Genomic DNA, 25,558 nt, shown 5'->3' on the forward strand with positions numbered 1-25,558 from the left:
TGTATGTTTTCTACGTACCGTAGAAATGACGATCGCCGGGAGGGCGCATGAACGAGTGGCTGGACCCGTTACTGCTATCGAGATGGCAGTTCGGACTCACAACGGTGTATCATTTCCTGTTCGTCCCGCTCACGATCGGCCTCGCGCTGACCGTGGCGATCTTCCAGACGGCCTGGGTGCGCACCGACAAGGCCAAGTGGCTCCAGCTCACGCACTTCTTCGGCAAGCTGTTCCTGATCAACTTCGCCATGGGCGTCGTGACGGGCATCGTGCAGGAGTTCCAGTTCGGCATGAACTGGTCGACGTACTCCCGTTTCGTCGGTGACGTCTTCGGCGCACCGCTCGCCTTCGAGGGCATCACCGCGTTCTTCCTCGAGGCGACCTTCATCGGCCTGTGGATCTTCGGCTGGGACAAGCTGCCCAAGGGGCTGCACCTCGCGACGATCTGGCTGACCGTGGTCGGGTCCATCGCCTCCGCGTACTTCATCCTCGCCGCGAACGCCTTCATGCAGAACCCGATCGCCTTCCGGATCAACGAGGAACGCGGCCGCGCCGAGCTGACCGACATCGGCACCCTGCTGACCAACCCGATCTCGCTCGCCTCGTTCCCGCACACGATCTTCGCGTGCTTCATGGTCTCCGCCGGCCTGATCATCTCGGTCGCCGCCTTCCACCTCTACCGCAAGCAGCACGTCGACACGATGCGCCCCGCGCTCAAGTTCGGCCTGTGGATGATGGTCATCTCCGGCGCCCTGACGACCCTCTTCGGCGACTCCCTGAGCCTCGCGATGGTCAAGGCCCAGCCGATGAAGATGGCGGCTGCCGAGGCGATGTACCACACGGCGTCGGGCGCCAACGCGTCCTTCTCGCTCTTCACGCTCGGCACCCCGGACGGCGTGAGCGAACTGTTCTCGGTCCGCATCCCGTACCTGCTCTCGTTCCTCTCCACGCACACCCTCGACGGCACCGTCGAGGGCATCAACAACCTGCAGGACCAGTACACGACGCTCTACGGGCCGGGGGACTACACCCCGATGATCTGGGTCACCTACTGGGCCTTCCGCTGGATGATCGGCCTCGGCATCGCGCACATCCTGGTCGCCGTCGTCGGCCTCTGGCTCACCCGCAAGGGCCGCAGCCCGAAGGCGACCTGGATCTGGAAGGTCGCCATCTGGTCCTTCCCGTTCTCCCTAGCCGCGATGAGCGTCGGCTGGATCTTCACCGAGATGGGCAGGCAGCCCTGGCTCGTGTTCGGGCTCCTGAAAACGCAGGACGGCGTCTCGCCGAACGTCACCGGCCTGACCATCCTGATCTCCCTGATCGCCTTCACCCTCGTCTACGGCGTGCTCGCGGTCGTCGAATTCCGGTTGATCACCCGAGCCGTGCGCAAGGGCCCAGAGGATGCCCCGGTGCCGGACCCGGAGACCGGCGTCACCCCCCAGCGCGTCACGGTCTACTAGGAGCAACTGATGGAACTCAACATTCTCTGGTTCTGGATCATCGCCGTGATGTTCATCGGCTACTTCATCCTCGACGGCTTCGACTTCGGAGTCGGCATGTCCCTGCCGTTCCTCGGTAAGGACGACACCGACCGCCGGGTGCTGATCAACTCGATCGGCCCGGTCTGGGACCTCAACGAGACCTGGGTGATCGTCGCAGGCGCCTCGCTCTTCGCCGCGTTCCCGGAGTGGTACGCGACGATGTTCAGCGGCTTCTACCTCGCCCTGCTGGTCATCCTCCTCGCCCTCATCGTGCGCGGCGTCTCGTTCGAATACCGGCACCAGCGTCCGGAATCCGAGTGGAAGAAGTGGTTCGACGGCATGATCGTCGTCGGAAGCGCCATCCCGGCCCTGCTCTGGGGCGTCGCGTTCGCGAACGTCGTCCAGGGTGTCCAGCTCGACGCCGGACACAACTACACGGGAACCTTCTTCGACCTGCTGAACCCCTACGCGCTGCTTGGCGGGGTGACGACGTTGCTCCTGTTCTTCACCCACGGGGTCGTGTTCGTCTCCCTGAAGACCGACGGGGACATCCGCGTGCGTGCCCGCAAGCTCGCCACCCAGGCGGGACTCGTGACGATCGTCGTCGCCGCGTCGTTCCTGCTCTGGACCGTGCTCGCCTTCGGCAGTCTCTTCACCGCGGTCTTCGCCGCGGCAGCGGCCGTCGCCCTGATCGGGTCGTTCCTGCTCAACCTGCGCGGATCCGAGGGCTGGGCGTTCACGCTGATGGCCGCGACGATCGGCCTCGCCGTGCTCACCCTGTTCGCGTCGCTGTTCCCGGATGTGATGCCGGCGAGCAATGACGCGGCGAACAGCCTCACGATCGACAACGCCTCCTCGACGCCGTACACGCTCCAGGTGATGACCTGGACCGCGGTGATCGCCGCTCCGGTGATCTTCCTCTACCAGGGCTGGACGTACTGGGTCCTGCGCAAGCGGGTCAGTCGCAGTAACATCGAAGCCGCAGCGCTCTAGGAGCGTCCGGGGCCCGTCGGAAACGGCGGGCCCCGATCCATTTGCACGCCCCGCGGCACGGCCTGTCTTACCGGCCGGCGCGCCCGCGGTCCGGCACCGCCCCCAAACAGAACGAGCACATGCGTCCCCTCGACCCCCGGCTCCTCCGCTACGCTTCTGCCGCGCGGTGGTTCCTGGCCATCGGGGCGGTGCTCGGCTTCGCGCAGACCCTCGTCGTGATCGCATTCTCCTGGCTGCTCAGCCAGGTCATCACGCTCGCGGTGGCCGGCCATGGTCAGGCGGAACTCGCGCCGTATGTGGGCGGCCTCGCCGCCGTCGTGGTCCTGCGTGCCGCGCTGGTCTGGCTGCTCGAGGTCGCGGCGAGCCGTGGCGCGGCATCCGTCAAGAGCCAGTTGCGCACCCGCGTGCTGCGCCGGGTCGCGGAGAACGGCCCGGACTGGCTCGCCGGCCAGCAGGGCGCTCGCGTGTCGACCGTCGCTACCCAGGGGCTCGACGCCCTGGACAACTACTTCGCCAGGTACCTCCCGCAGCTCCTCCTCGCCGGGATCGCCACGCCGATCCTCGTGCTCGTGATGCTGTGGCAGGACCTCCCGAGCGGCATCACGGTGATCATCGTTCTCCCGCTCATTCCGCTGTTCATGATCCTGATCGGCCAGGCCACCCAGGCCGTGCAGAAGCAGCAGTGGGAATCGCTGCAGCGGCTCGGCGTCGGCTTCCTCGACCTCGTCGGCGGCCTCGGCACCCTCAAGATCTTCGGCAGGGAACGGCGTCAGACCGATCGGGTGCGCGCGATCACCGAGGACTACCGCGTGCGCACCATGAAGGTGCTGCGGGTGTCGTTCCTGAGCGGCTTCGTGCTTGAGCTCGGCGCGAGCCTCTCGGTCGCGCTCGTGGCGGTGTCGATCGGCCTGCGGCTCGTCGACGGGTCGCTCGGTCTCGGCATTGGCCTCTTCGTGCTGCTGCTCGCACCCGAGGCGTTCCTCCCGGTGCGTCAGATCGGCGTTCAGTTCCACGCCGCCGCTGACGGGCTCGCCGCGGCGGAGGAGGTCTTCCTGATCATCGAGGGCGGGCCGGCAGGCGGAACGGCGACCGACACGACGGATGCCGCCGCGACGGCCGGGCAGGCACCGGCCGCGACGGCCGCGCAGGCACCCGGCGCGACGGCGTCGCAAGCACCCGTCGCGGGGCCGGGCGGCTCGCTCCGCTTCGCCCAGGTCACCGTGCGTCGCGGCACGGACGTGACACTCCCCGCATTCAGCGCGACGATCGACCCCGGCCGGTTCGCGGTCATCGCCGGGCCGAGTGGCGCGGGCAAGTCCACGCTCGTCGCGGCTCTCCAGGGTTTCGTGCCGTACACCGGCTCAATCACTCTCGGCGACACGACTCTCGATCCCGGCGGGCCGCGACCGTGGCTCGCGTGGGCCGGCCAACGGCCAGGACTGCTCTCCGGCACGATCGCCGACAACGTGGCGCTCGGCGCCCGCGGCATCGACGAGGCCCTCGTGGTCCGCGCACTCGACCTCGCCGGCGGCGGCGACCTGGAGCCCGGGATCGTCCTCGGGGTGAACGGCGATGGGCTCTCCGGCGGCCAGGCGCAGCGCGTTGCCGCGGCGAGGGCCATCTACCGCACACTGTCCGACGGATGCCCGGTGCTCGTCCTCGACGAACCGAGCTCCGCCCTCGACGAGGACGCAGAGGGCCGGCTGATCGCGGGCCTCCGCGAGCTCTCGGCGGGAGGAACGATCGTGATCGTGGTGAGCCACCGCCCGGCCGTGGTCGATGCCGCCGACCTCGTGCTGTCCGTGGTCCCGGTGGCCGGGGCCCCGGGATCCGTCGTGTCACTGGGGGAGGACGCCCATGTCTGAGTTCCTGCCCCCCACCCGGGTCCGCGCGATCCTGCGGCTCGCCCAGCCGTCCGCGCGCCGCTTCGTACCCGGGCTGGCCGCCGGCGTCGCGAGCGCCCTGTCCGCCGTTGCCCTGCTCGCGACGAGCGCCTGGCTGATCACCCGCGCCGCCGAGCAGCCGCCGATCCTCTACCTGTCTGTGGCGATCGTGGGCGTGCGCGCCTTCGCGCTCGGCCGCTCCGCGTTCCGCTACCTCGACCGGCTCTCCAGCCACGATGCCGCGTTCCGCCAGCTCGCCGCGCTCCGCGTCGGTGTCTTCGAACGCATCCTGCCTCTCGCGCCCGCTGGGCTCGCGAACACCCGGCGTGGTGATCTGCTCACCCGCCTCGTCCGCGACGTCGACGACCTGCAGGACTTCCCGTTGCGGGTCGTGCAACCGCTGGCGACGGCCGGGGTGCTCGCCATTCTCAGCGTCGTGGGTGTGTGGCTGCTCTCGCCGCTCGCGGCTCTCGGTCTCGCGGTCTGTCTCGTCCTCGCCGGAGTGCTCGGCACGGCCGCGTCGGGGATCGTCGCCGCTGGCTCCGAGCGCGAGCTCGCTCCGCTCCGCGGGGATCTTGCCGACCGGGTGCTCGAACTGGTCGAGAACATCGACGTGCTCACCGCCTTCGGCGTTCTCAAATCCCGTCTCGAGGGTCTGGCTGCCGCCGACGACCGGTTGCGCCGGGCGACCCTGCGCCGGTCAGTGGGAGTCGGCATCCAGGGTGCCGTGCTCTCCCTGTTCGCCGGCGCTGCGACCGTCGCCGCGTTGCTCGCCGGGTTCGGGGGGCTCTCGGGAGGGGGCCTGCCCGGTCCGGATTTCGCCGTGATCGTCCTCGTTCCGATGGCCGTCTTCGAGATCTTCGCCGTCGTGCCCGCAGCCCTCGGCGCCTGGCGCCAGGTGCGCTCGAGCGCGGAACGTGTCGCGGATGCGGTGCCGACCACGGTCCCACGGGAGATCCCGGTCGAGAGCGACGCCGACAGCCGGCCGGCAGCCGACACCGGGGCAGTCGCCGGCGTGGACGGGAACGGCGTTGCCGTGGCCGTCTCCGCGCAGCCGGTGCTGCGACTGAGCGGGGTCGGCGCTTCCTGGCCCGGTGCGACGGAGCCCGGCGTTTCCGGCGTGACCCTGCGCCTCGGCCCCGGTGAGCGTGTTCACCTCGCCGGTCCGAGTGGGGCGGGCAAGACCACTCTCGCGCAGGTACTCGTCCGCTTCCTCGACTACACCGGTTCGTACACGCTCGACGGCGTCGAGGCGAACACGCTCGAGCCCTCCGCCGTGCGCCGCTTCGTCGGGCTGTGCGAACAGCACCCCTGGCTCTTCGACGACAGTATCCGCCAGAATCTGCTCTTCGCCCGGGAAACCGCGAGCGACGACGACCTGCTGGCCGTTCTCGACCGGGTCGGCCTCGGCGACTGGACCGCGCAGCGCGGCGGACTCGATGCGAGGGTCGGCGAACGCGGTGCCCTCGTCTCCGGCGGTCAGGCCCAGCGGATCGCCCTCGCCAGGGGGCTCCTCGCGGACTTCCCCGTGCTCATCGTCGACGAACCCACCGCGAACGTCGATGAAGCGCAGGGCGACCGTCTCGTCAGGGACATCCTCGGGACGGCGGCGGAGGACGGCAGGGCCGTGCTGCTCATCTCGCACACCCCGGTGCCCGACGAGCTCATCACCGCCCGGGTGACCCTGCCCGCCTGACCCGGCGCACGTGGCTCTGCCCGCCAGACCCTGCCCACTTGAACCGGCCGGCCTGACTCGGTGCGCCCTGCTGTGCACCCTGCACCTAAACCTGCCCGCCTGACTCTGTCGGTGCGGCCCCCTCCGGCTCAGCCTGATCGTCCCGGACAACGCCCCCAAGACGTCGTTCAGAAGGGTGTCGGTTCCTCGGGGTCGTTGGGTTCGGGGTCGAGGTTCCAGACGTCCACGGCCGGGGCCGGTGGTTTCGGTGCGGGTTTGGGATGTTTGGGTGGTCGCATGTCGGCGGAGGGTTCGACGATGTAGCGGTACCCGGCCGGGGACGTCCACTCGATGCGACCGTCGCCGAGGTGCCGGGGTGTCCACCGGGTGCAGCTCTTCACCGAGTGGTGATACGGGCACAGGTGGGCGAGATTCATCGCGTCCGTCTGACCGCCGTGCTGCCATTCGACGCTGTGGTCCACGTCGGAGCGTTTCGCGGAGCGGCGGCAGCCGGGGAAGGTGCAGGTTTCATCCCGCACCTCGAGCCACTTCTTCAAGGCCGCCGGGACCTTGTAGGTGTCGCGGCCCATGGAGAGCACGACCCCGGTCTCGGGGTGGGTCAGCAGCCGGGTGAAACTCGGCGCCCCCGCCGCGAGGCGCCGCGCGGTGTCCGGGTCGATCGGCCCGTACCCGGCCAGGTACCCGGGTTCCTCGCTTTTCCCGAGGAGGGTCAGCACGGGGACGGTCACATTCACTTGAGCGGCGACCCCTGTGCCGGTCCCGTCCGGGGTAACCCCGCCGATCAGGACATCGGTGAGTACGTCTGCGGCGAGCTGGGTGAGCGTGCGTTCCTCGTCCGGGCGTTGCAAGGTCAGGGCGGTATCGAGGGTGCGGTGGTACGCGGCCTGGATCTTCTCGGCATCGCCGGTCACATACAGGGACGCCATGCTGTCGTTGAGGGCCTGGAACACCAGGTGTCGGTCCTCGACGCTTTTCTGGTGCCGGGCGGTGATGGTCTCCGGGTGGGTGCGTTCCCGGACCCTGCGGGCCCGGTCGGCGAGCTTCGCCACGGTCAGCACTTCNGCGGGCCCGGTCGGCGAGCTTCGCCACGGTCAGCACTTCCGCGTCGGGCACGAGGACGTCTTCGAACACGGCCCGGGCCCGGGCGGCCGCGTCCGGGTCACCGTCGACGGTGATGCCCCACGCCTGATCCATGATCACTTGCGCGTGCCGGTAACTGATCGCCCCGGTTGCAAGGGCTTCGCGGGTTGCGGGGAGTTCCTCGGCGAGAGTGCGGCTGGCCTCGATCAGGGTTTCCGTCGTGCGCCGGGGCAGTCGGAGCAGGGCGCCGACCTCGCAGGTGAACTCTTCCTTCGTGGCCTCCTCCGGCGACCACGGCGGGCGTCGCCCGCCGGCCTGCACGGCGGCCTCGTCCCGGGCCCGGCCGACGTCGGCCAGTACCCGCTGCGCGGTGTAGATCGCATCAGCCCGGCGAGCGGCGGCCCGGTTCAGCTCCCGGTCCGCCTCCTTGATCGCGTCATACACCTCGGCCAGGGACGGCTCCACCAGGTTGAAGTGCTGCGCGTTGAGGTAGGTATCGGGAGGGACGTCAGGAGAGACGTCAGGAGGGGTCCCGGGTGGGGGCTCCGCAGTGCTGTCGACATTGCTGTCCACGGGACTGTCCACACTGTTGTCCACGGGGCTGTCCAGGTGAGATTCTGAGGGTTCTTCAACTGTCATGGGGGCACTCTACGGACCACCACCGACATTCCACCGGCATCCGCACGCCCCCACAGGTGACCTGTGGATAACCCGATCGGAATACCTCTGACAGCGGTCTGGGACGCCCGTAGTGCCGCAAAGATTCAGCAGGCTCCTAGGCTAGGGGCGTGTCCGCATCCTCCCGCCCTCGCCGCAGTCCCGGCCGGGGCGACCACCAACGTTGGGAGCTGGACGGCTGGTGGGACCCGGCAGACGCCTTCGATGCCCTCTACCGCGAGAGCAGACACGCCATCTGGCTCGACGCCGGCCCTGGCGCCCACACCGGCTTCAGCTACCTCGCCGGGCCGACCGAGCGCTCCCGGTTCGTGAACGCCTCCGTTCCAGACGGAACGGTGACGGTCACGGTGCCCGGAGACCCGCTCTCCGCACCCGTCACGAGCCGCGGCACGATCTTCGACTTCCTCCGGGACGACCTCGCGGCGCCCATCAACGCGTCCGGGCCGCACCCTTCGGACGAACCGCACGAGCCGTACGATCCGGACGAGCCGTACGATCCGGACGAGCCGCGCGATCCGGACGCGCCGGACGCGCTGGGCGATCCTGACGAGCCTCACGATCCAGACGCGCTGGCCGATTCGGAGCCGGGGGTCCGGCAAACCGGCGGCTTCCACCTCGGCTGGGTCGGCTGGCTCGGGTACGAGCTCGGCGCGCAGACCCTCGGCGTGCCACTTCCTCCGTCGCGTTACCCCGACGCTGCCCTGCTCGAGGTCGACCGGATGCTCGTCTTCGACCACACGAACCGCACCGTCACCCTGCTCGCCCGCAGGCAGCCGGGGGAGTCGCCCCAGCTCGCGGAGGACTGGGCCAGCGCTGTGCGGGCGCGCCGGGACAGTGCTCGTGCGATGCGGCATGCGCTGACGGAAGACGCCGCAGCGACTGCAGCGACTGCCGCAGCGACTGCAGCGACTGCCGCACCGACTGTACCGACCGCCGCAGCGGATGCCGCCCTCGAGCACCCTGCATCGCCGCCCCGCGCCCGGTGGCGGCACGACGCAACCCACTACGCCGCACTGATCGGGCGCTGCCAGGCCTCCATCGCCGCGGGAGACGCCTACCAGCTCTGCCTCACCAACGAGATCACCGTCGACGCGCGACCGAACCCAGTCGCGGCGTACCACCGGCTGCGGGCCGACAGCCCGAGCCACCACGGCGGCCTGCTGCGCTTCGGGCACACCGCCCTGCTGAGCGCCTCGCCCGAGCAATTCCTCACCGTCGGCCCGGACGGCGGCGTGTCGAGCAAGCCGATCAAGGGCACCAGGCCGCGGTCCGCGGATCCCGCGACCGACGCCGGCCTCCGCGCCGAACTCGCCGCGAGCGACAAGGAACGCGCCGAGAACCTGATGATCGTCGACCTGATGCGCAACGACATCGGCCGGGTCGCCGAACTCGGCACCGTCGCCGTCACGCGCCTCCTCGACATCGAGAGCTACGCGCACGTCCACCAGCTCGTGAGCACCGTCGAGGCGCGCCTCGCCGCGGGGCTGACCGGCACGGATGCCGTCGAATCGTGTTTCCCGGCCGGTTCGATGACCGGGGTGCCCAAGCTCAGCGCCGTCAGCCTGCTCAGCGGCCTCGAGGACGGCCCCCGCGGCATCTACTCCGGTGCATTCGGCTATTTCGGCCGCGACGGCGCCGTCGACCTCGCCATGGTGATCCGCAGCATCGTGCTCGACCGGGCAGGCGCCTCGATCGGGACCGGCGGCGGAATCACCGCCCTCTCGGTCGCTGCGGAGGAGATCGAGGAGACCCGGATCAAGGCCGCAGCACTCCTGGCCGCGCTCGATTCCGTCTCTGACCTCGATTCGGCTAAGGGTTGAGTAACCTAGAAGCTTGGACCGTGAAGCGTTCACGCCCGAATCACCAGAATGAGAGTCCCGTGGCACACGAGCACGACCGCACCCCATACGGCGTAGAGATCGACGAGGACGTCTATGACTTCGCCGCGATCCAGGCGAAGTGGCAACCCATCTGGGACGAGCTCGAACCGTTCCGCACGAGCGACCCCGACGACACCCGTCCGCGCAAGTACGTGCTCGACATGTTCCCGTATCCCTCCGGCGACCTGCACATGGGCCACGCCGAGGTCTACGCGCTCGGCGACATCGTCGCCCGGTACTGGCGCCAACAGGGCTTCAACGTGCTGCACCCGATCGGCTGGGACTCCTTCGGACTCCCCGCGGAGAACGCCGCCATCAAGCGCGGCATCGACCCGCGCGGCTGGACCTACGACAACATCGCCCAGCAGAAGAAGAGCATGAAGCTCTACGCGGCCTCCTTCGACTGGTCCCGCGAACTGCACACGAGCGACCCCGAGTATTACAAGTGGAACCAGTGGCTGTTCCTGCAGCTTTACAAGAAGGGCCTCGCCTACCGCAAGGACAGCTGGGTCAACTGGGACCCGATCGACCAGACCGTGCTCGCGAACGAGCAGGTCCTGCCGGACGGCACGAGCGACCGCAGCGGCGCGATCGTGATCAAGAAGAAGCTCACCCAGTGGTACTTCAAGATCACCGACTACGCGGATCGCCTGCTCGACGACCTCAACCAGCTCGAGGGCACCTGGCCGGCCAAGGTGCTCAACATGCAGCGCAACTGGATCGGCCGCTCCATCGGCGCCGACGTCGACTTCGCCATCGAGGGCCGCGAGGCCGTCGTCAGCGTCTTCACGACCCGCCCGGACACGCTCTTCGGCGCGACCTTCATGGTCGTCGCCCCCGACTCCGACCTCGCGGCCGAACTCGTCGCCGACTCCACTCCCGAGGTGCGCGAGCGCTTCCAGGACTACCTCGTTCAGATGCAGAAGAGCACCGACATCGAGCGCCAGGCCACCGACCGGCCCAAGACCGGTGTCTTCCTCGAGCGTTACGCGATCAACCCGGTCAACGGCGAACGCCTGCCGATCTGGGCAGCGGACTACGTCTTCGCGGACTACGGCCACGGCGCCGTGATGGCCGTCCCCGCGCACGACCAGCGCGACCTCGACTTCGCCCTGAAGTTCGGCCTGCCCGTCCGGGTCGTCGTCGACACGACGGCTCCCCTGACCGGCACCCTGCCCGTGATCACGCCCGGCATGATCGACGGCACGGAAGAACTGCCGCTCGACCCCGCGCCGCTCGACCCGACGGAAACCGGGCTCGCGCTGGCCGGGGAAGGCCGCCTGATCAACTCCGGCGCCCTCACCGGCCTCAGCAAGAACAACGCGATCAAGCGCATCGTCGAGCAGCTCACCGCCGACGGCACCGGGCGTTCCGCCAAGAACTACCGGCTGCGCGACTGGCTGATCTCCCGCCAGCGCTACTGGGGTACCCCGATCCCGATCATCCACGGCCAGGACGGCGCGGAAATCCCGGTTCCCGAAGACCAGCTGCCGGTGCTGCTCCCCTCAACGGAGGGTCTCGACCTCAAGCCGAAGGGCACCTCGCCGCTCGGCGGCGCAACGGACTGGGTCAACGTGCCCAATCCGATCGACGGCACCCCGGCTCGCCGCGACGCCGACACGATGGACACCTTCGTCGACAGCTCGTGGTACTTCCTCCGGTTCCTGAACCCGAACGACGACACCCAGGCGTTCGACCCGAAGGAAGCCGAGAAGTGGGCTCCCGTCGACCAGTACGTCGGCGGCGTCGAGCACGCCATTCTGCACCTGCTCTACGCGCGGTTCATCACCAAGGTGCTCTTCGACCTCGGCTACGTGACCTTCACCGAGCCGTTCACCGCCCTGCTCAACCAGGGCATGGTCATCCTCGACGGCACCAAGATGTCCAAGAGCAAGGGCAACCTCGTCTACTTCACCGAGGAGATCGACCAGTTCGGCGTCGACGCCGTGCGCCTCACCATGGCGTTCGCCGGCCCGCCCGAGGACGACATCGACTGGGCCGACGTGTCCCCGGTCGGTTCGGCCAAGTTCCTCGCCCGTGCCTGGCGTATGGCCAAGGACGTCACGAGCGCACCGGACGTGCTCTGGAAGACCGGGGACCCCGCCCTGCGCCGGGTCACCCACCGCTTCCTCGCCGACGCGCCCGGCCTCGTCGAGTCGTTCAAGTTCAACGTCGTCGTCGCCCGGTTGATGGAGCTCGTGAACGCGACCCGCAAGGTCATCGACACGGGCGCAGGCCCGGCGGATGCCGCGGTGCGCGAGGCCGCCGAGGCGACCGCCATGGCGCTCAACCTTTTCGCGCCGTACACGGCGGAGGACATGTGGCAGCGCCTTGGCTATGAGCCGTGCGTCGCGCTCGCTCAGTGGCGCAAGGCCGACCCGCGGCTCCTCGTCGAGGAATCCGTCACGGCCATCGTGCAGGTCGACAACAAGGTACGTGACCGTCTGGAGGTCTCGCCGAAGATCGCCGCTGACGACCTCGAGGGCCTCGCCCGGGCATCCGCTTCGGTGATCCGCTCGATCGGGGACCGGGAGATTGTCCACGTGATCGTCCGGGCGCCGAAGCTCGTGAGCATCGTCACCAAGCCCGTCTGAGGCAGTGGCGCCGTCGGGTCCTGACGGCGTCAGATTCTGGCGGCCCGGGGTCCTGAGGGACTCCGGGGACTGCCGGGCGCCTCGCCGGCCCTTGCTGGCCCTCGACAGGTTGGGGGTCGGTCCGGTTGTCCACCGGTCCGGCCGAGGACCGGCGCCCTGGGGAGCGCCGCGTTTAGCCTGCCCGGATGGAGACTGCAGGACCCTCGGCCTGGCCGGAACGGGAGCCAGAGGCAGGGACGGGGCCGGAACACCGTACCGGCCAGGCGGGAGGCCTCGAGCGGGGTGCCGCCGGCGAGGCCGACCCGTTCCCTGACTCGTTCCCTGATCCGTTACGTGACCCGTTCCCTGGCCGGTTGCCGCCGCTCGACACCCTCGTCCCTGCCGCCCGTCGGCCGAGCCGGGCGCGGCTGAGGATCGGACTGGGCGCGGCGGTCGTGCTCGTGCTGGCCGCTCTCCTGATCGCGGTGATCGTCACGGCCCTCGGACCTCAGTCAGGGCAGCAGGTCCTTGTCCCTGCTCGGAGCGGAGCCTCGGCCGACGGACCGCAGAAAGCCTCTCCATCGGCTACATCGGGCACGGGATCCGGCTCCGGGAGATCCGGCTCGGGCACCGGAGCATCCGGCTCCGGAACGGCGCGATCCTCGCCGGGCGCCACGCCTGCCGCCGTGATCCTCGTGCACGTCCTCGGCGCCGTTGCCCGGCCCGGGCTGTTCGAACTTCCGGTCGGCGCCCGCGTGGTCGACGCGGTGTCCGCGGCAGGGGGATTCACCGCGGCGGCCGATCCGGCAGGGGCCAATCTCGCCAGGCCGCTCGCGGACGGCGAGCAGGTCTACCTGCCTGCCGTCGGCGAGACCGTGCCGGGCGGTGCGGGAGGAGGAAGCGTCGGCGGAAGCGGGGTGGGTTCGGGCCCTGCTGCCGGGCTTCCCGCGGTGAAGGTCAACCTCAACCGGGCGACGGCGGCCGAGCTGGATGCGCTGCCGCGGATCGGCCCGGCCATGGCGCAGCGCATCGTCGACTACCGGTCCGCGAACGGCCCGTTCGCCACCATCGACGACCTGCGGAACGTGACCGGAATCGGGGACAAGACCTTCGACGCCCTGAAAGACCTCGTGACGGTATGAGGGCGTGACGGTATGAGATCCCCGGCAGACCCGGCACGCCCGGGAGCTCCGTCAGGCCCGGTACGCCCGGCAGGCCGGACAGGTTCGGCGGGCCCGGCAGGTCCGGCGGGAACGGACGCGCGGCTGATCGTGCCTGCGGCACTGGCCTGGGCGACGGCCTGGTGGCTCACGGGTGCCCCGGCGTTCGCCGGTCCGGCCGCCGCGCTCCTCTGGGCGGTCGTGATGGTGGTCGCCCTCGCCGTCGCCGCGTTCGCGGCCTCCGCGGCGCGCAGGAAGCACTCACGGCCGGCGTTCCGCTCTCCTTCTCACCGGTCGCCCTTCCGGGGGTCCGACCTGCCCGCGTGGCAACGCGGACCCTGGCAACGCGCACCCTGGTGGCGCGTGACCCGGGCGACGCTGGCCGGAACCGTCCTGGTCTGCGTCACGGCCGCCGCTCTCCTAGCGTCGCTCGTCGCGGTCGCGGCGGCTGCCCGACTCCCGGCCGAGATCGCGGCTGTCGCGGCCACCCATTCGTCGGTCACGGCACGGATTGTGGTCCGTTCGGTTCCGGTGGGCGCCCCCGCGCTGTCGGGATTCGGCGGTACCGGTGCCGATACCGGCGCCGGTGCAGACACCGGGAGTGGGCGCATCCGGTTCAGCGGCACCCTGGTGGCCGTAGACGCGGTGACCGGCAGGACCGCGGCAGCGGCAGCTGCGGCGACCGGTGCGGCGCGAGAGGGGCGGTCGGTGCCCGTCCTCGTGTTCGCCTCCGGGTCTCCGGGCGATTCCCTGAGGATCGGCGCGACCGTGAGGGTGGACGCGACACTCGTGGCCACGGAACCGGGGGACGCCGCGGCGCTTCTGGTCTTCGCCCTCGGGCGACCGGTGCCCGTCTCCGAGGCGCCGTGGTGGCTCGACTGGGCGGATGCGTTGCGCTCCCGCTTCGCCGCCGCGGCCGCAACCCTGCCGGGTGACGGCGGAGCGTTGTTGCCCGGGCTCGCGATCGGGGACACGAGCGCCGTGGGCGACGACCTCGACGCGGCGATGAAGTCCAGCGCGCTCAGCCACCTGACCGCGGTCAGCGGCGCGAATTGCGCGGTCCTGATCGCGATCATCATGCTGCTCGGCGGCCGGTTCCGGCTCGGCAGGCTCCGGCTCGGGCGTGGTGCGCGCATCACCCTGTCGCTCGCGGTGCTGCTGGGGTTCGTCGTGCTCGTCACCCCGGAGCCGAGCGTGCTGCGCGCCGCAGTGATGGCGGCGGTGCTCCTCATCGGAGTGGGCGTTGGAAGGCCCGGTCGGGGCGTGCCCCTCCTCGCGCTGTCCGTCATCGTGCTGCTCGCGACGGACCCCTGGCTCTCCCGCAGCTACGGGTTCGCGCTCTCCGTGCTCGCCACCGGCGGGCTTCTCGTGCTCGCCGGCCCGCTCACCCGGTCCCTGGCCCGGTGGCTTCCGACCGGGCTCGCAGCCCTGATCGCGATTCCGCTCGCCGCCCAGCTCGCCTGCCAGCCCGTGCTCGTGCTGCTGAGCCCCACCTTTCCGCTCTACGGAGTTCCGGCCAACCTGCTCGCCGAACCGGCGGCGCCGCTCGGGACGGTCCTCGGCCTCGCGGCCTGCCTGCTCCTCGGCTGGCTTCCCGGCCTGGCGAGCGTCGTGCTCTGGACGGCGTGGGTTCCGTCCGCCTGGATCGCGGCCGTCGCCCGGACCACGGCCGGGCTGCCGGGCAGCAGCCTGCCCTGGCCCGGCGGGCCGTTCGGGGTGGCCGTGACCGCGGTCCTCACCGCCGCCGTGCTCGTGCTGTTCCTGCGTCACGGCACGGGGACCCGGAAACGGTCCGGACCAGGGGAGCAGGGCCCCGGCCCCGGTCCCGGCCGTGGCCGCGACGGCACGTCTCGATCGCGGCGGGGCGACGGGAGCGGGCTCCGGCGCGGTCCCCAGCGCATGCTCCGGCGCATCCTCTGGCTACGCCGCCGGCCTCGTGCACGTGGCCGGGGCCGGACCCGATCGACTCTCGACGGCTGGTCGGCCGTCGCGCTCGTGGTGCTCGTGCTGTTCGTCGGTGGGTATGCGGGCACCCTGATCGGACAGGCCGTCGGCCGCGCTCTGACCTTCCCCGCCGACTGGCAGATCGCCGCGTGCGACATCGGCCAGGGGGATGCCGTCGTCGTCAGGGACCACGGCGCCGACCGGGACCGTTTCGCCCTCGTCGACGTCGGGCCGGACCCGAAGCCGTTGCAGCGCTGCCTGCGCTCGCTCGGGATCGACCGCATCGACCTGCTGGTGCTGACCCACTACGACATGGACCACATCGGCGGAATCGCGGCCGTGATCGGCCGGGTCGGCACCGCGCTCGTCGGGATCCCGGAGAACGCGCAGGATGAACGGCTGCACGCCCGGCTGGCGGAGGGCGGTGCCGAGGTGCGCCAGGCCGCGAAGGGCGACGCGGGCACGCTCGGCGGTCTCCGCTGGGACGTTCTCTGGCCGGTGCGCGGCGGATCGGAGATGCAGACCGGCAACCCGGGCAGCGTCACGATCGAATTCGACGGTCGAGGCATCCGTTCGGTGTTTCTGGGCGACCTCGGCGAGGACGCCCAGGACGCGCTCGACCGGGTGTCCGCACCGGGCAGGGTCGACGTCGTCAAGGTCGCCCACCACGGCAGCCGGGACCAGAGCCCGCCGTTCTATGCCGAGCTGCACGCAACGGTGGGGCTCATCTCCGTCGGCGCCGGCAATCGATACGGTCACCCGACCGCGTCCCTGCTCGACCTGCTCCGCTCGGTAGGCACCCTCGCCGTGCGCACCGACAGGCAGGGGCTTTCGGTCGTCGCACCGGCCTCCACCGGGGGAGGTGCCCTCGCGGTCTGGACAGAGAAGGGCGGCTGAGGCAGCCCAGGCCGGGCCGAGACCGGAGCGTTCAGGGCCTGGCGAGCGTCAGGAGTCTGCCCAGACCCGAACCGGTCGGACCGGAAGCGGCCTGCGCTGGACGTGCTCTGGCCCGTGCGCGGCGGATCGGATCAGCTGACGCCTTGTCCCGGGGCCGCTTCACCCTGGCAGGAACGACCGCGCACTGGTACTCGTCGGCGAGGTGCTCTAGCGGGCGTTCACCGCCCAAGGCTGTCATCGCCCAACGAGGACCAGCAACAACGGGCGCGGCCGAGACAGATGCATCGCGGTCGATGGACGAAGTCGTGAACACTTTGCCGAGGGGTAGCAGAGTACGGTTCATATTGTTCCCGACGAAGCGTCGCTTGAATCGACCTTCGCCGACCGCACAATGGGGGACATCGACCACATGGACCCTGACCAAGTCGAGGGCGGTCGTCGACTCAGATTCGGGGCACGGGAAGGCATTCACACCATGGGCGGGAAGAGACTCGTCGAAGCAGACCCTGCAGCATTCGCTGCACTCCTGCGCGTGCTCCGCGAATTCAGTGGAAACACCGCCCAGGCGTTGGAGCAGCAGGCCCGGCAGGCAGTGGTGGTTCGGGAAGTCGGTGGACGGATGATCGATCTCGAGACCACTACCGGCGCCCAGCAGTGCGACTGCTCCGACGGCCCCTTGCCACCTCGTGCGGCGGTGATTCGGCAGAACGGCGAGCTGGTCGGCGAACTGCTCGTGTGGGTGAAATACGGCCGGTTGGTGGGGATCGAACAAACGTGGTTCACCGCAGAACCTCCTTCACGCTGGCCGACGGCTGAAGAATTGGTCTTCCAGTGATTCGCGCGTCAGCAATCCGATTCATACTCCGCATCCCGGCGCTGACGCGATTTCAACTTGGACTGGTGTGTTCGACAACCTTTGAGCCGAATCGTGGCCGACCGGGTCGGTCATCGGCGAAGTCCCGCGGCATCGAGAGCTGCCGCGACGGCCGCGCGGCCGTCAGGGTCGAGACCACGGACTGGTCTGGGCAGAATCCCGGGTCCGACGATGCCGAGGTCTTCGGCCACCGCTGCGGTCACCCGGTAGCTGCCGTGGCTGGCGAACAGCGCCCAGAGCGGGGCAAATCGGTCAGCACGGGCGCGCGCGAGTTCGGCGTCTCCCCGGTGCGCGGCGTGGGCGATTTCGACGAACTCGTGGGGGAACACCCCGGCCAGAACGCTGTACCACGCGTCGCAGCCGGCCAGCATTCCGGTCACCCCCGAACCGTCGCCGCTGATGCCGATGGTGACCCGCTCAGGAATGAGCGCACGCAGTCGGTCGACGCGGGCAGTCGCTGTGGCGAGGTCCGCGGAAACACCCGGGATCTTGATGGAGGCGACCGCTGGAAGCTGGGCGATGCGGCCATGCAACTCATCGGAGAACGCGAAGTGTGTGGTCACGGGATTGTCGTACACCACCAACGGGACGGATAGGCTCGCGGCGACCTCGGCATAGAGGCGGTAGACCTCATCATCGGAGAGTGGTTGATAGGCCAGCGGGGCCAGCAGCACCCCTGACGCACCGGCGTTCTGTGCATCCTCAACGTTAGCGAGGACGTCGCGAGTGCGCAGCGCGCCCACACCGATGATGACCGGCACGGCCTGCGCGCTGTCCACGGCCAGCTCGGCGATGCGGGCGCGTTCGGGGCGGGACAGATAGGCGTAGCTTCCCGTCGATCCGAGCGCCCCGATGGAGTCGACGCCGGCAGAAGCAAGGGAGGCGACCAGCGCCGAGTATGACGCTTCGTCCAGCATCTCGTCAGTGAGCGGGGTCAACGGGAACGCGCTCAGACCGGAGAACAGGGTCGGGGACATGAGGTCCTTTCGTGGAGATGGATCAGGCCGGGGCGATGCGATTCAGGCGGGTGCGCACGGCGATACCGGCGCAGAGGATCACGGCGAGGCCGCCGAGGATCGTCGACCAGGCCAGCTCCTCGTGCAGAATGAGTGCGGCCCACAGGATGCTGAGCACGGGTTGCACCAGTTGCACCTGGCTGACCTGCGCCATCGGTCCGATTGCGAGTCCGCGATACCAGGCGAAAAAGCCGAAGAACATGCTCACCAGCGCAAGGTAGCCGAACGCAGCCCACTCGACCGGTGTTCCGGACAGGGGCTGCTGCACCCACGCAACTGCGGTCAGCGCGATCATCAGCGGCGCGGCGACGACGAGCGCCCAGGAGACTGTTTGCCAGGATCCGATTTCGCGGGCCAGCAGACCGCCTTCGGCGTATCCGATCGCGGCGGCGATCACGGCCCCGAACAAGAGCACGTCCGCGAGAGTGAGGTGTCCGAATCCGCCACCCTGCACTGAGGCGAATACGATCGCTGCGACCGCGCCGACGATTGCCATGGCCCAAAACGTCAGCGGGGGACGCTCGTGGCCGCGGATCACGGCCATGACAGCGGTCGCGGCCGGAAGCACCGCGATCACCACGGCACCGTGACTCGCGGGAGCGGTCGTCAGCGCATATGACGTGAGGAGCGGGAAGCCCACGACGACCCCGCCGGCCACAACGGCCAGGCGAACCCAGTGCATTCCGCGGGGGAGCCGTTGCCTGGTCAGCGCCAGCGCCGCGGCGGCGAGCAGAGCGGCGATGACGGCGCGTCCGGAGCCGATGAAGAGCGGGGAGAGCCCGCCGACAGCCACCCGGGTGAAGGGAACCGTGAACGAGAATGCCAGCACGCCGATCAGGCCCCACATCAACCCGGACGGGGAAGGGGATATCGCTGGCCGACGAAAGACGATAGCGCTACTCTTGCTTTTCATGGGCAACGATAGCAGCAATCGAATTGTCGAGGAACTTCGTCGGTGGATCGCGGGCGCGCTGCCCGGCGCCCGGCTGCCGTCGACCAGGGAGCTCGTCGCCCGGCATGCGGCCAGCCCGGTGACCGTCCAGGCGGCCTTGCGCACCCTCACTGCCCAGGGGCTCATCGACAGCAGGCCGGGGGTGGGAACGTTCGTGCGCGCAGTGCGGACGGCGCGACCCCTGGACTTCGACTGGCAGACCGCGGCCCTGCGAGTACCGCACACGCGCATCCCGACAGGTCCCGCAGCGATGCGCCCGGCGCCCCCGGACGCGATCGCCCTGCACGCGGGCTACCCGGACGGGGAGCTGCTGCCGGAACGGCTCGTCCGCGCAGCACTGACGCGCGCCGCACGCGGCAGCACCGCGATCTCCCGCGCCCCCGTCGCCGGGCTCCCGGACCTGCAAGCGTGGTTCGCTGCCGAGATCACCACCGCGGTCCCGGTCGGAATTACTCCACCGACGGCCAACGACGTGATCGTGCTGCCCGGCAGCCAGAGCGGGCTGAGTTCCGTGTTTCGCGCCCTCGTCGGCTCCGATCACGCACTCCTGGTCGAGTCGCCGAGCTACTGGGGCGCGTTCCTCGCCGCCGCCCAGGCCGGCGTGCGCGTCGTCCCGGTCCCCTCCGGCCCGACGGGGCCGGATCCCGATGACCTCGCTCGCGCCTTCCAGGAGACCGGCGCGCGCGCGTTCTACGCCCAACCGAACTATGCCAACCCAACCGGCGCACAGTGGAGTCGCGAACGAGCGCGACGCATCCTCGACGTGGTCAGGGCCAACGGTGCGTTCCTCATCGAGGACGACTGGGCCCACGACTTCGGCATCATCACCGATCCTCTCCCGGTGGCCGGTCTGGACGACGCCGGACACGTGGTCTATCTCCGCACCTTGACCAAGAGCGTGTCCCCGGCCATCCGGATAGCCGCCGTGATCGCACGCGGCCCGGCTCGGGAACGCATCATCGCGGATCGCGGAGCCGCGTCGATGTACGTCAGCGGTGTGCTGCAGGCCGCCGCGCTGGACGTCGTCACCCAACCTGGCTGGCACACCCACCTGCGCGGCCTGCGCCAGCAGCTCCGCGCCCGCCGAGACCTCCTGATCGACAGCATGACCGAGCACGCCCCGACCGCCTACCTCACCGGCGTTCCCTCCGGCGGGTTGAATCTCTGGTACCGGCTGCCCGACGCCAGCGACCTGTCCGCATTCGTTCGTGAATGCGAGGAGCGCGGTGTGCTCGTCGCCCCCGGCACCGAATGGTTCCCCGCGGAATCCGCCGGCCACTTCATCCGACTCAACTACTCCGGTGTGAATCCAGGTGCTTTCCCTGAAGCCGCGCGCATCATGGGGGGCGTGCTCCGCCGGGCGGTGTGAAGGGCCGGCTGCCGGCCGACGGGAGAACTGTCCCCGGTGCCGGTTAGGCTGGAAACCCTGAGCCCGCCCCTGAGCAGGCCCGGGGAGAGGACTCGCGTGGCCGTCCGCAGCGCAGCACCCGCCAAGACCGCGCGCGCCGGCAAGGCCGTCGCGATCCCGCAACTCGCCTGGCACGAGGTCCGGCCCGCCCCGATCGTGCTGGTCTCAGGAACCGAGACCTTCCTCGCCGAACGGGCCATCCGGCAGCTGCGTGACTTCCTCAAGCTCGAGGACCCGAGCCTCGAGATCAGCGATGTGCTCGCAGACAGCTACGCGCCCGGTGAACTCCTCACGATGGCGAGCCCGTCGCTGTTCGGCGAACCGCGTCTGATCCGGGTCGCCAACGTGGAGAAGTGCAGCGACACCTTCCTCGCCGAAGCCCTCGACTATCTCGAGAACCCCGCGGAGGACACCTACGTCGTGCTCCGCCACGCCGGCGGCGTGCGCGGCAAGAAGCTCCTCGACACCATCCGGTCCGGCCTCGGCGGCGGCATCGAGATCGTCTGCGCCGAACTCAAGAAGGACACCGACCGGCACGACTTCGCGGCCGCCGAGTTCCGCACGGCGGGCAAACGGGTCAGCGGCAGCGCCCTGCGCGCCCTCGTCGCAGCCTTCTCCGGGGATCTCGCCGAACTCTCCGCAGCCTGCCAGCAGCTCATCGCGGACTCGACCGCCGAGGTCACGGAGGCCACGGTCGACCGCTACTACGGCGGTCGCGTCGAGGCGAATGCCTTCAAGGTCGCCGACGCCGCGATCGCGGGCAAGTACGGCGACGCCCTCGTCATCCTGCGGCACGCGCTCACGTCGGGCGCAGACCCGGTACCCGTAGTCGCCGCATTCGCCATGAAGATCCGCACGATGGCCAAGGTCTACGGCGCCCGTGGCGGGTCCGGCCAGCTCGCCGGCCAGCTCGGCCTGGCGCCCTGGCAGGTCGAACGCGCCCAGCGCGACCTCCGCGGCTGGACGGACGAGGGCCTCGGACGCTGCATCGTCGCCCTCGCCGAAGCGGATGCCGCGGTCAAGGGCGCCGAACGGGATCCCGTTTTCGCCCTCGAACGCCTGATCGGGGTCATCGCCCGCCGCGGCGAGGACTGACCTGCTGACCTGCCCCTGCCCCTGCCCCTGCCCTCCCGTCACGGTCCCATCCGCAGGGTGACACCAAAATCGCTTGACATGACACCACAGTGGTGTCACTCTGGTGATATGGAACTCGGACAGTACGTCACCGACCTGCAGCGCCAGTTGGCGGAGACCGCGGCGAACGGCGCGGAGGACACCCGTGCCGTCGCCGAACGGCTCGCCGCCGGACTCGACGCCGCGACGAGGCTCGTGCTGCTCGACGTGCTTTCGGCCGCGGTCGGCGAGATCACCCGCGACCTCGCACCCGGTTCGGTCGACCTGCGACTCCGTGGCCGCGAGATCGAGTTCGTGGTCACCCAGCCGAACCCCGAGTCCGACGCCGAGGACCGGCAGCCCGCCGCCGTCGACCTCGACGACACGAGCACGTCCCGCACGACCCTCCGCCTCCCAGACGCCCTCAAGACCCGGGTGGACGAGGCGGCGGCGGCCGACGGGCTCTCCGTCAACACCTGGCTGGTCCGCGCGATCGCGGCCGCCCTCCAGCCCCGGCAGCGCCGCTCCGCGCAACGCACGCTCCGCACCGGGGACAACTTCGCGGGCTGGGCGCGCTGACCGACCCGGCCCCCGGCATCCACCAGTACTACCCCGCCACGCCAGACACGCGCGAGACACAGGCACAGGCACACGCACCAGACACGCACACCGGTCACACTCCAGCCCACAGAAAGGGACGCGCCAGCATGCCCGCTTACAGTACCCCCGGTCCCATCGACCTCGCCATCAACCTGCCCGTCGGCATCGTCGAGGTGCTCGCCGGCGACCGCACCGACACGATCGTGACGGTGTCGCCCACCAACCCTGCGAAGGCCGTCGACCGCAGGGGAGCGGAGGAGACCCGGGTCGAGTTCGACGGCAACCGGCTGACCCTGACCGGGCCGAAGCCGCGATTCAACCTGATCGGCCCGACCGAGTCCGTCGACGTGAAGGTCGAGCTGCCCACCGGGTCACGGCTGACCGTCGAGATCAGCGTCGGCGGGGTGCGCACCGTCGGCCGGCTCGGCGCGACCCGCATCAAGGCGTCGACCGGCGCCGTGAACCTCGATGCGACGGGCGACCTGTGGCTCCGCGCCTCCCACGGCAATGCGGCAGTGACCAGTGCAGACGGCGGAATCGACATCACGGCGGACCACGGTCAGATCCGGATCGGCACCGTCACCGGTGACGCCGTCCTCAAGGCGTCGCACGGCAGCATCCTGATCGGTGAAGCCGGCGGCGACCTCGAAGCCAAGCTCTCCTACGGCGACCTCGACATCACCACGGCCCTCGCCTCGGTCTCGGCGAAGACCGCATACGGCAGCATCCACCTGCACGAGGTGTCGAGCGGTTCCGTCCAGCTCGAGAGCGGCTTCGGCCAGGTGACCGTCGGCGTCCGGCCGGGCATCCCCGCCTGGCTCGACCTCGCCACGAAGGAAGGGCGAGTGCGCAATGACCTGGCCGGCGACCGGGCTCCCGACTCAGCGGAGCACACCGTCTCGGTCCGTGCACGCACCCGTTTCGGCGACATCGCCGTCGAACGCGCCCACTGACCGGGTGAAGCGCAGTCACTGAACAACCGAAACAGCAGAGCAACCGAAACAGCAGGGCAGCCAAAACAGCACGGCAACCGAAACAGCAGAGCAACCAACCAGTAGAAGGGAACGACAGACATGACCAGACCGGCGATCGACGTCCAGGGGCTCCGCAAGGCCTATGGCGGAAAGACCGTGCTCGACCGGGTCGACCTCAGCGTCGAGGCGGGCACCGTGACGGCGCTGCTCGGCCCGAACGGCGCGGGCAAGACCACGACCGTGCACATCCTGTCCACGCTCGTGCGACCCGACGGCGGGACCGCCGTCGTCAACGGATGCGACGTGGTGCGCGACCACGACGGCGTCCGCGCCTCAATCGGCCTCACCGGCCAGTTCTCGGCCGTCGACGGCCTGCTCACCGGCGAGGAGAACCTCCGCCTGATGGCGAGGCTGCGGCACCTCGGACCGAAGCGCGGGGCTCAGCGGGTGGCGGAACTCCTCGAACGGTTCGACCTCGTCGAATCCGCCCGGAAGCCGCTCGCCACATACTCCGGAGGGATGCGTCGCCGCCTCGACCTCGCCATGACGCTCGTCGCGGCGCCGAGCGTGCTCTTCCTCGACGAACCGACCTCCGGCCTGGACCCGCGCAGCCGCCACACGATGTGGGACATCGTGCGCGACCTTGTGACGGACGGCACGACGGTGCTGCTCACGACCCAGCACCTCGACGAGGCCGATGAACTCGCCGACCGCATCGCCGTGCTCGACGGCGGCCGGATCGTAGCGAACGGCACTCCGGACGAGCTCAAGCGCCTCGTCCCCGGCGGGCACATCCGGCTGCGATTCACGGATGCCGCGGCGCTCGACGCCGCCGCCCGACTGCTCGGCGACTCCGCTCGCGATGAGGCGGGGCTCGCACTCACCGTGCCGGGCGACGGCACGGTCGGCGCGCTGCGCGGCATCCTGGACCGCCTCGACAACGCGGGCGTCGAGATGGAGGACCTGAGCATCCACACGCCCGATCTCGACGACGTCTTCTTCGCCCTCACCACGACCACCACGACCCGGCCCGGCCCGGCCGGCCCTGCCGGTGCGGCCGGGACGGCACGAACGAAGGGAACAGAGTCATGACCACCCTCACTGCGCACGCGACGGCCCCTGGCCGGAGTTCCCATGTGATCGCCGACACCGTCACGATGCTGCAGCGCAACCTGCTGCACATGGTGCGCTATCCCGGCCTCTCCCTGTTCACCATCCTTGGACCCGTCGTGGCGCTGCTGCTCCTCGTGTTCGTCTTCGGTGGAACTCTCGGCGCGGGCCTGCCGGGAGTCGACCCCTCCGGCGGCCGCGACGCCTACCTGGCCTATGTGATGCCCGGAATCCTCCTCATCACGATCGCCGGCAGCACGGGCGGCGCCTCGATCACCGTCGCCATGGACATGACCGAAGGAATCACGGCCCGGTTCCGCACGATGTCGATCTCGCGGGCGGCGGTCCTCGCCGGACACGTGGTCGGGAACACCATCCAAGCCGTCATCGCCGTTGCGCTTGTGCTCGGCGTCGGCATCCTGATCGGATTCCGGCCGACGGCGGGCCCCGCCGAATGGCTCGCCGCAACCGGCCTGATCGTACTCATTTCGTTCGCGGTGAGCTGGCTCGGCGTCGCGATGGGAATGCAGTCGAAGACCGTCGAGACGGCCAGCAACCTGCCCCTGCTCCTGACCCTCCTGCCGCTCCTCGGCAGCGGCTTCGTGCCGACGGCCTCGATGCCGGAGTGGTTGCAGTGGTTCGCGCAGTACCAGCCGTTCACGCCGTTCATCGAGAGCCTGCGCGGGCTGCTCCTCGGCACCCCGCTCGGCTGGAACCCGGTGCTCGCGATCGGATGGGCCGCCGTGCTGGCACTCGCCGGCTACGTCTGGTCGCTGGCGCTCTACGAGCGCAAGTCCGTGCGCTGACCGCTGACGACGAAAAAGCCCCCGCCGAAGAGGCGGGGGCTTTTCGACAGCCGGAAACCCGGCTGGATGATGCGAAGACTAGACGAGCGCGCCGACGGACTTGGCGAGCGCGGACTTCTTGTTTGCAGCCTGGTTGCGGTGAATGACACCCTTGCTGACGGCCTTGTCGAGCTTCTTCGACGCAACGGCGAGGCTGGCGACAGCCTTGTCCTTGTCGCCGGAGGTGACAGCGAGGCGCGCCGCGCGGACGGCGGTCTTGAACTCGCTCTTGACCGCCTTGTTGCGCTCCTGGGCCTTCTTGTTGGTGCCAATACGCTTGATCTGCGACTTGATATTTGCCACGTTTATACGCTTTCGTTAGGTTCTTGTTCGGATGGGCCGCGTGGCGGTAGAGGGCGCCGTACGGCAAAATCGTGGTGGGGTGGGACCCAACACGCAAG

Annotated in this window: 19 protein-coding genes; 15 read left to right on the plus strand and 4 right to left on the minus strand. The window is 69.7% G+C overall.

The features are described from left to right. Positions 1-47: 47 nt before the first annotated feature. From E3O44_RS05625 to cydC, 4 genes are all read left to right on the plus strand, one after another. Positions 48-1,460 carry a cytochrome ubiquinol oxidase subunit I gene (locus E3O44_RS05625; RefSeq protein WP_134533378.1) on the plus strand — a complete coding sequence of 471 codons (1,413 nt, stop codon included), beginning with the start codon at positions 48-50 and terminating at the stop codon, positions 1,458-1,460. 9 nt (positions 1,461-1,469) lie between these two features. Then, positions 1,470-2,474 carry a cytochrome d ubiquinol oxidase subunit II gene (gene cydB, locus E3O44_RS05630; protein WP_134533380.1) on the plus strand — a complete coding sequence of 335 codons (1,005 nt, stop codon included), beginning with the start codon at positions 1,470-1,472 and terminating at the stop codon, positions 2,472-2,474. A gap of 119 nt (positions 2,475-2,593) precedes the next feature. Next, entirely contained in the window at positions 2,594-4,339 is a 1,746-nt protein-coding gene (gene cydD, locus E3O44_RS05635; protein WP_134533382.1) for a thiol reductant ABC exporter subunit CydD, read from the plus strand. Beyond that, the gene (gene cydC, locus E3O44_RS05640; protein ID WP_134533384.1) at positions 4,332-6,053 is read left to right on the plus strand and encodes a thiol reductant ABC exporter subunit CydC; all 1,722 of its coding nucleotides are present in this window, start codon (positions 4,332-4,334) and stop codon (positions 6,051-6,053) included. The genes cydD and cydC overlap by 8 nt, the downstream gene beginning before the upstream one ends. A gap of 167 nt (positions 6,054-6,220) precedes the next feature. Here the strand turns inward: cydC and E3O44_RS05645 are convergent, their stop codons facing one another. Then, complete coding sequence (locus tag E3O44_RS05645) at positions 6,221-7,102, minus strand: HNH endonuclease signature motif containing protein (protein ID WP_166792555.1); 882 nt, start codon at positions 7,100-7,102, stop codon at positions 6,221-6,223. 819 nt (positions 7,103-7,921) lie between these two features. Between E3O44_RS05645 and E3O44_RS05655 the strand changes: the two genes are divergently transcribed. The 5 genes from E3O44_RS05655 to E3O44_RS05675 all read left to right on the plus strand — a co-directional run bounded on the left by E3O44_RS05655 (position 7,922) and on the right by E3O44_RS05675 (position 17,100). Next, the gene (locus E3O44_RS05655; protein ID WP_134533387.1) at positions 7,922-9,631 is read left to right on the plus strand and encodes an anthranilate synthase component I family protein; all 1,710 of its coding nucleotides are present in this window, start codon (positions 7,922-7,924) and stop codon (positions 9,629-9,631) included. A gap of 59 nt (positions 9,632-9,690) precedes the next feature. Further along, complete coding sequence (leuS, locus tag E3O44_RS05660; protein ID WP_134533389.1) at positions 9,691-12,285, plus strand: leucine--tRNA ligase; 2,595 nt, start codon at positions 9,691-9,693, stop codon at positions 12,283-12,285. A 185-nt stretch (positions 12,286-12,470) separates the two neighbouring features. Next, positions 12,471-13,406 (plus strand): helix-hairpin-helix domain-containing protein, encoded by a 936-nt coding sequence (locus E3O44_RS05665; RefSeq protein WP_134533391.1) that lies wholly within the window; start codon positions 12,471-12,473, stop codon positions 13,404-13,406. Positions 13,407-13,535: 129 nt separating this feature from the next. Beyond that, positions 13,536-16,265, plus strand: a complete 2,730-nt coding sequence (locus E3O44_RS05670; RefSeq protein WP_134533393.1) for a ComEC/Rec2 family competence protein — start codon at positions 13,536-13,538, stop codon at positions 16,263-16,265. 532 nt (positions 16,266-16,797) lie between these two features. Beyond that, positions 16,798-17,100 carry a hypothetical protein gene (locus E3O44_RS05675; protein ID WP_134533395.1) on the plus strand — a complete coding sequence of 101 codons (303 nt, stop codon included), beginning with the start codon at positions 16,798-16,800 and terminating at the stop codon, positions 17,098-17,100. 110 nt (positions 17,101-17,210) lie between these two features. Here E3O44_RS05675 and E3O44_RS05680 read toward each other — a convergent pair whose 3' ends face one another. Together E3O44_RS05680 and E3O44_RS05685 are read right to left on the minus strand one after the other, a co-directional pair. After that, the gene (locus tag E3O44_RS05680; RefSeq protein ID WP_241976089.1) at positions 17,211-18,116 is read right to left on the minus strand and encodes a dihydrodipicolinate synthase family protein; all 906 of its coding nucleotides are present in this window, start codon (positions 18,114-18,116) and stop codon (positions 17,211-17,213) included. A 22-nt stretch (positions 18,117-18,138) separates the two neighbouring features. Beyond that, positions 18,139-19,068 carry a DMT family transporter gene (locus E3O44_RS05685; RefSeq protein ID WP_134533397.1) on the minus strand — a complete coding sequence of 310 codons (930 nt, stop codon included), beginning with the start codon at positions 19,066-19,068 and terminating at the stop codon, positions 18,139-18,141. Here E3O44_RS05685 and E3O44_RS05690 point away from each other — a divergent pair. The 6 genes from E3O44_RS05690 to E3O44_RS05715 all read left to right on the plus strand — a co-directional run bounded on the left by E3O44_RS05690 (position 19,067) and on the right by E3O44_RS05715 (position 25,118). Beyond that, positions 19,067-20,476 (plus strand): aminotransferase-like domain-containing protein, encoded by a 1,410-nt coding sequence (locus E3O44_RS05690; RefSeq protein ID WP_134533398.1) that lies wholly within the window; start codon positions 19,067-19,069, stop codon positions 20,474-20,476. The genes E3O44_RS05685 and E3O44_RS05690 overlap by 2 nt on opposite strands. Positions 20,477-20,572: 96 nt before the next feature. Continuing rightward, the gene (holA, locus tag E3O44_RS05695; protein WP_134533400.1) at positions 20,573-21,610 is read left to right on the plus strand and encodes a DNA polymerase III subunit delta; all 1,038 of its coding nucleotides are present in this window, start codon (positions 20,573-20,575) and stop codon (positions 21,608-21,610) included. Positions 21,611-21,718: 108 nt separating this feature from the next. After that, a complete protein-coding gene (locus E3O44_RS05700; RefSeq protein WP_134533402.1) occupies positions 21,719-22,207 on the plus strand; it encodes a histidine kinase in 489 nt (162 codons plus the stop codon). Between the two features lie 128 nt (positions 22,208-22,335). Then, positions 22,336-23,181, plus strand: coding sequence for a DUF4097 family beta strand repeat-containing protein (locus tag E3O44_RS05705; RefSeq protein ID WP_134533404.1), 846 nt, complete (start codon positions 22,336-22,338; stop codon positions 23,179-23,181). A 120-nt stretch (positions 23,182-23,301) separates the two neighbouring features. Further along, positions 23,302-24,294 (plus strand): ABC transporter ATP-binding protein, encoded by a 993-nt coding sequence (locus E3O44_RS05710; RefSeq protein ID WP_134533406.1) that lies wholly within the window; start codon positions 23,302-23,304, stop codon positions 24,292-24,294. Next, positions 24,291-25,118, plus strand: coding sequence for an ABC transporter permease (locus E3O44_RS05715; protein ID WP_134533408.1), 828 nt, complete (start codon positions 24,291-24,293; stop codon positions 25,116-25,118). The genes E3O44_RS05710 and E3O44_RS05715 overlap by 4 nt, the downstream gene beginning before the upstream one ends. A gap of 78 nt (positions 25,119-25,196) precedes the next feature. On the opposite strand, the gene rpsT is transcribed toward E3O44_RS05715, so the two are convergent. Then, the gene (gene rpsT / locus E3O44_RS05720) at positions 25,197-25,460 is read right to left on the minus strand and encodes a 30S ribosomal protein S20 (protein WP_134533410.1); all 264 of its coding nucleotides are present in this window, start codon (positions 25,458-25,460) and stop codon (positions 25,197-25,199) included. Between the last annotated feature and the right edge of the window lie 98 nt (positions 25,461-25,558).

The sequence above is a fragment of the Cryobacterium algoricola genome (assembly GCF_004402485.1).
Taxonomy (GTDB): domain Bacteria; phylum Actinomycetota; class Actinomycetes; order Actinomycetales; family Microbacteriaceae; genus Cryobacterium; species Cryobacterium algoricola.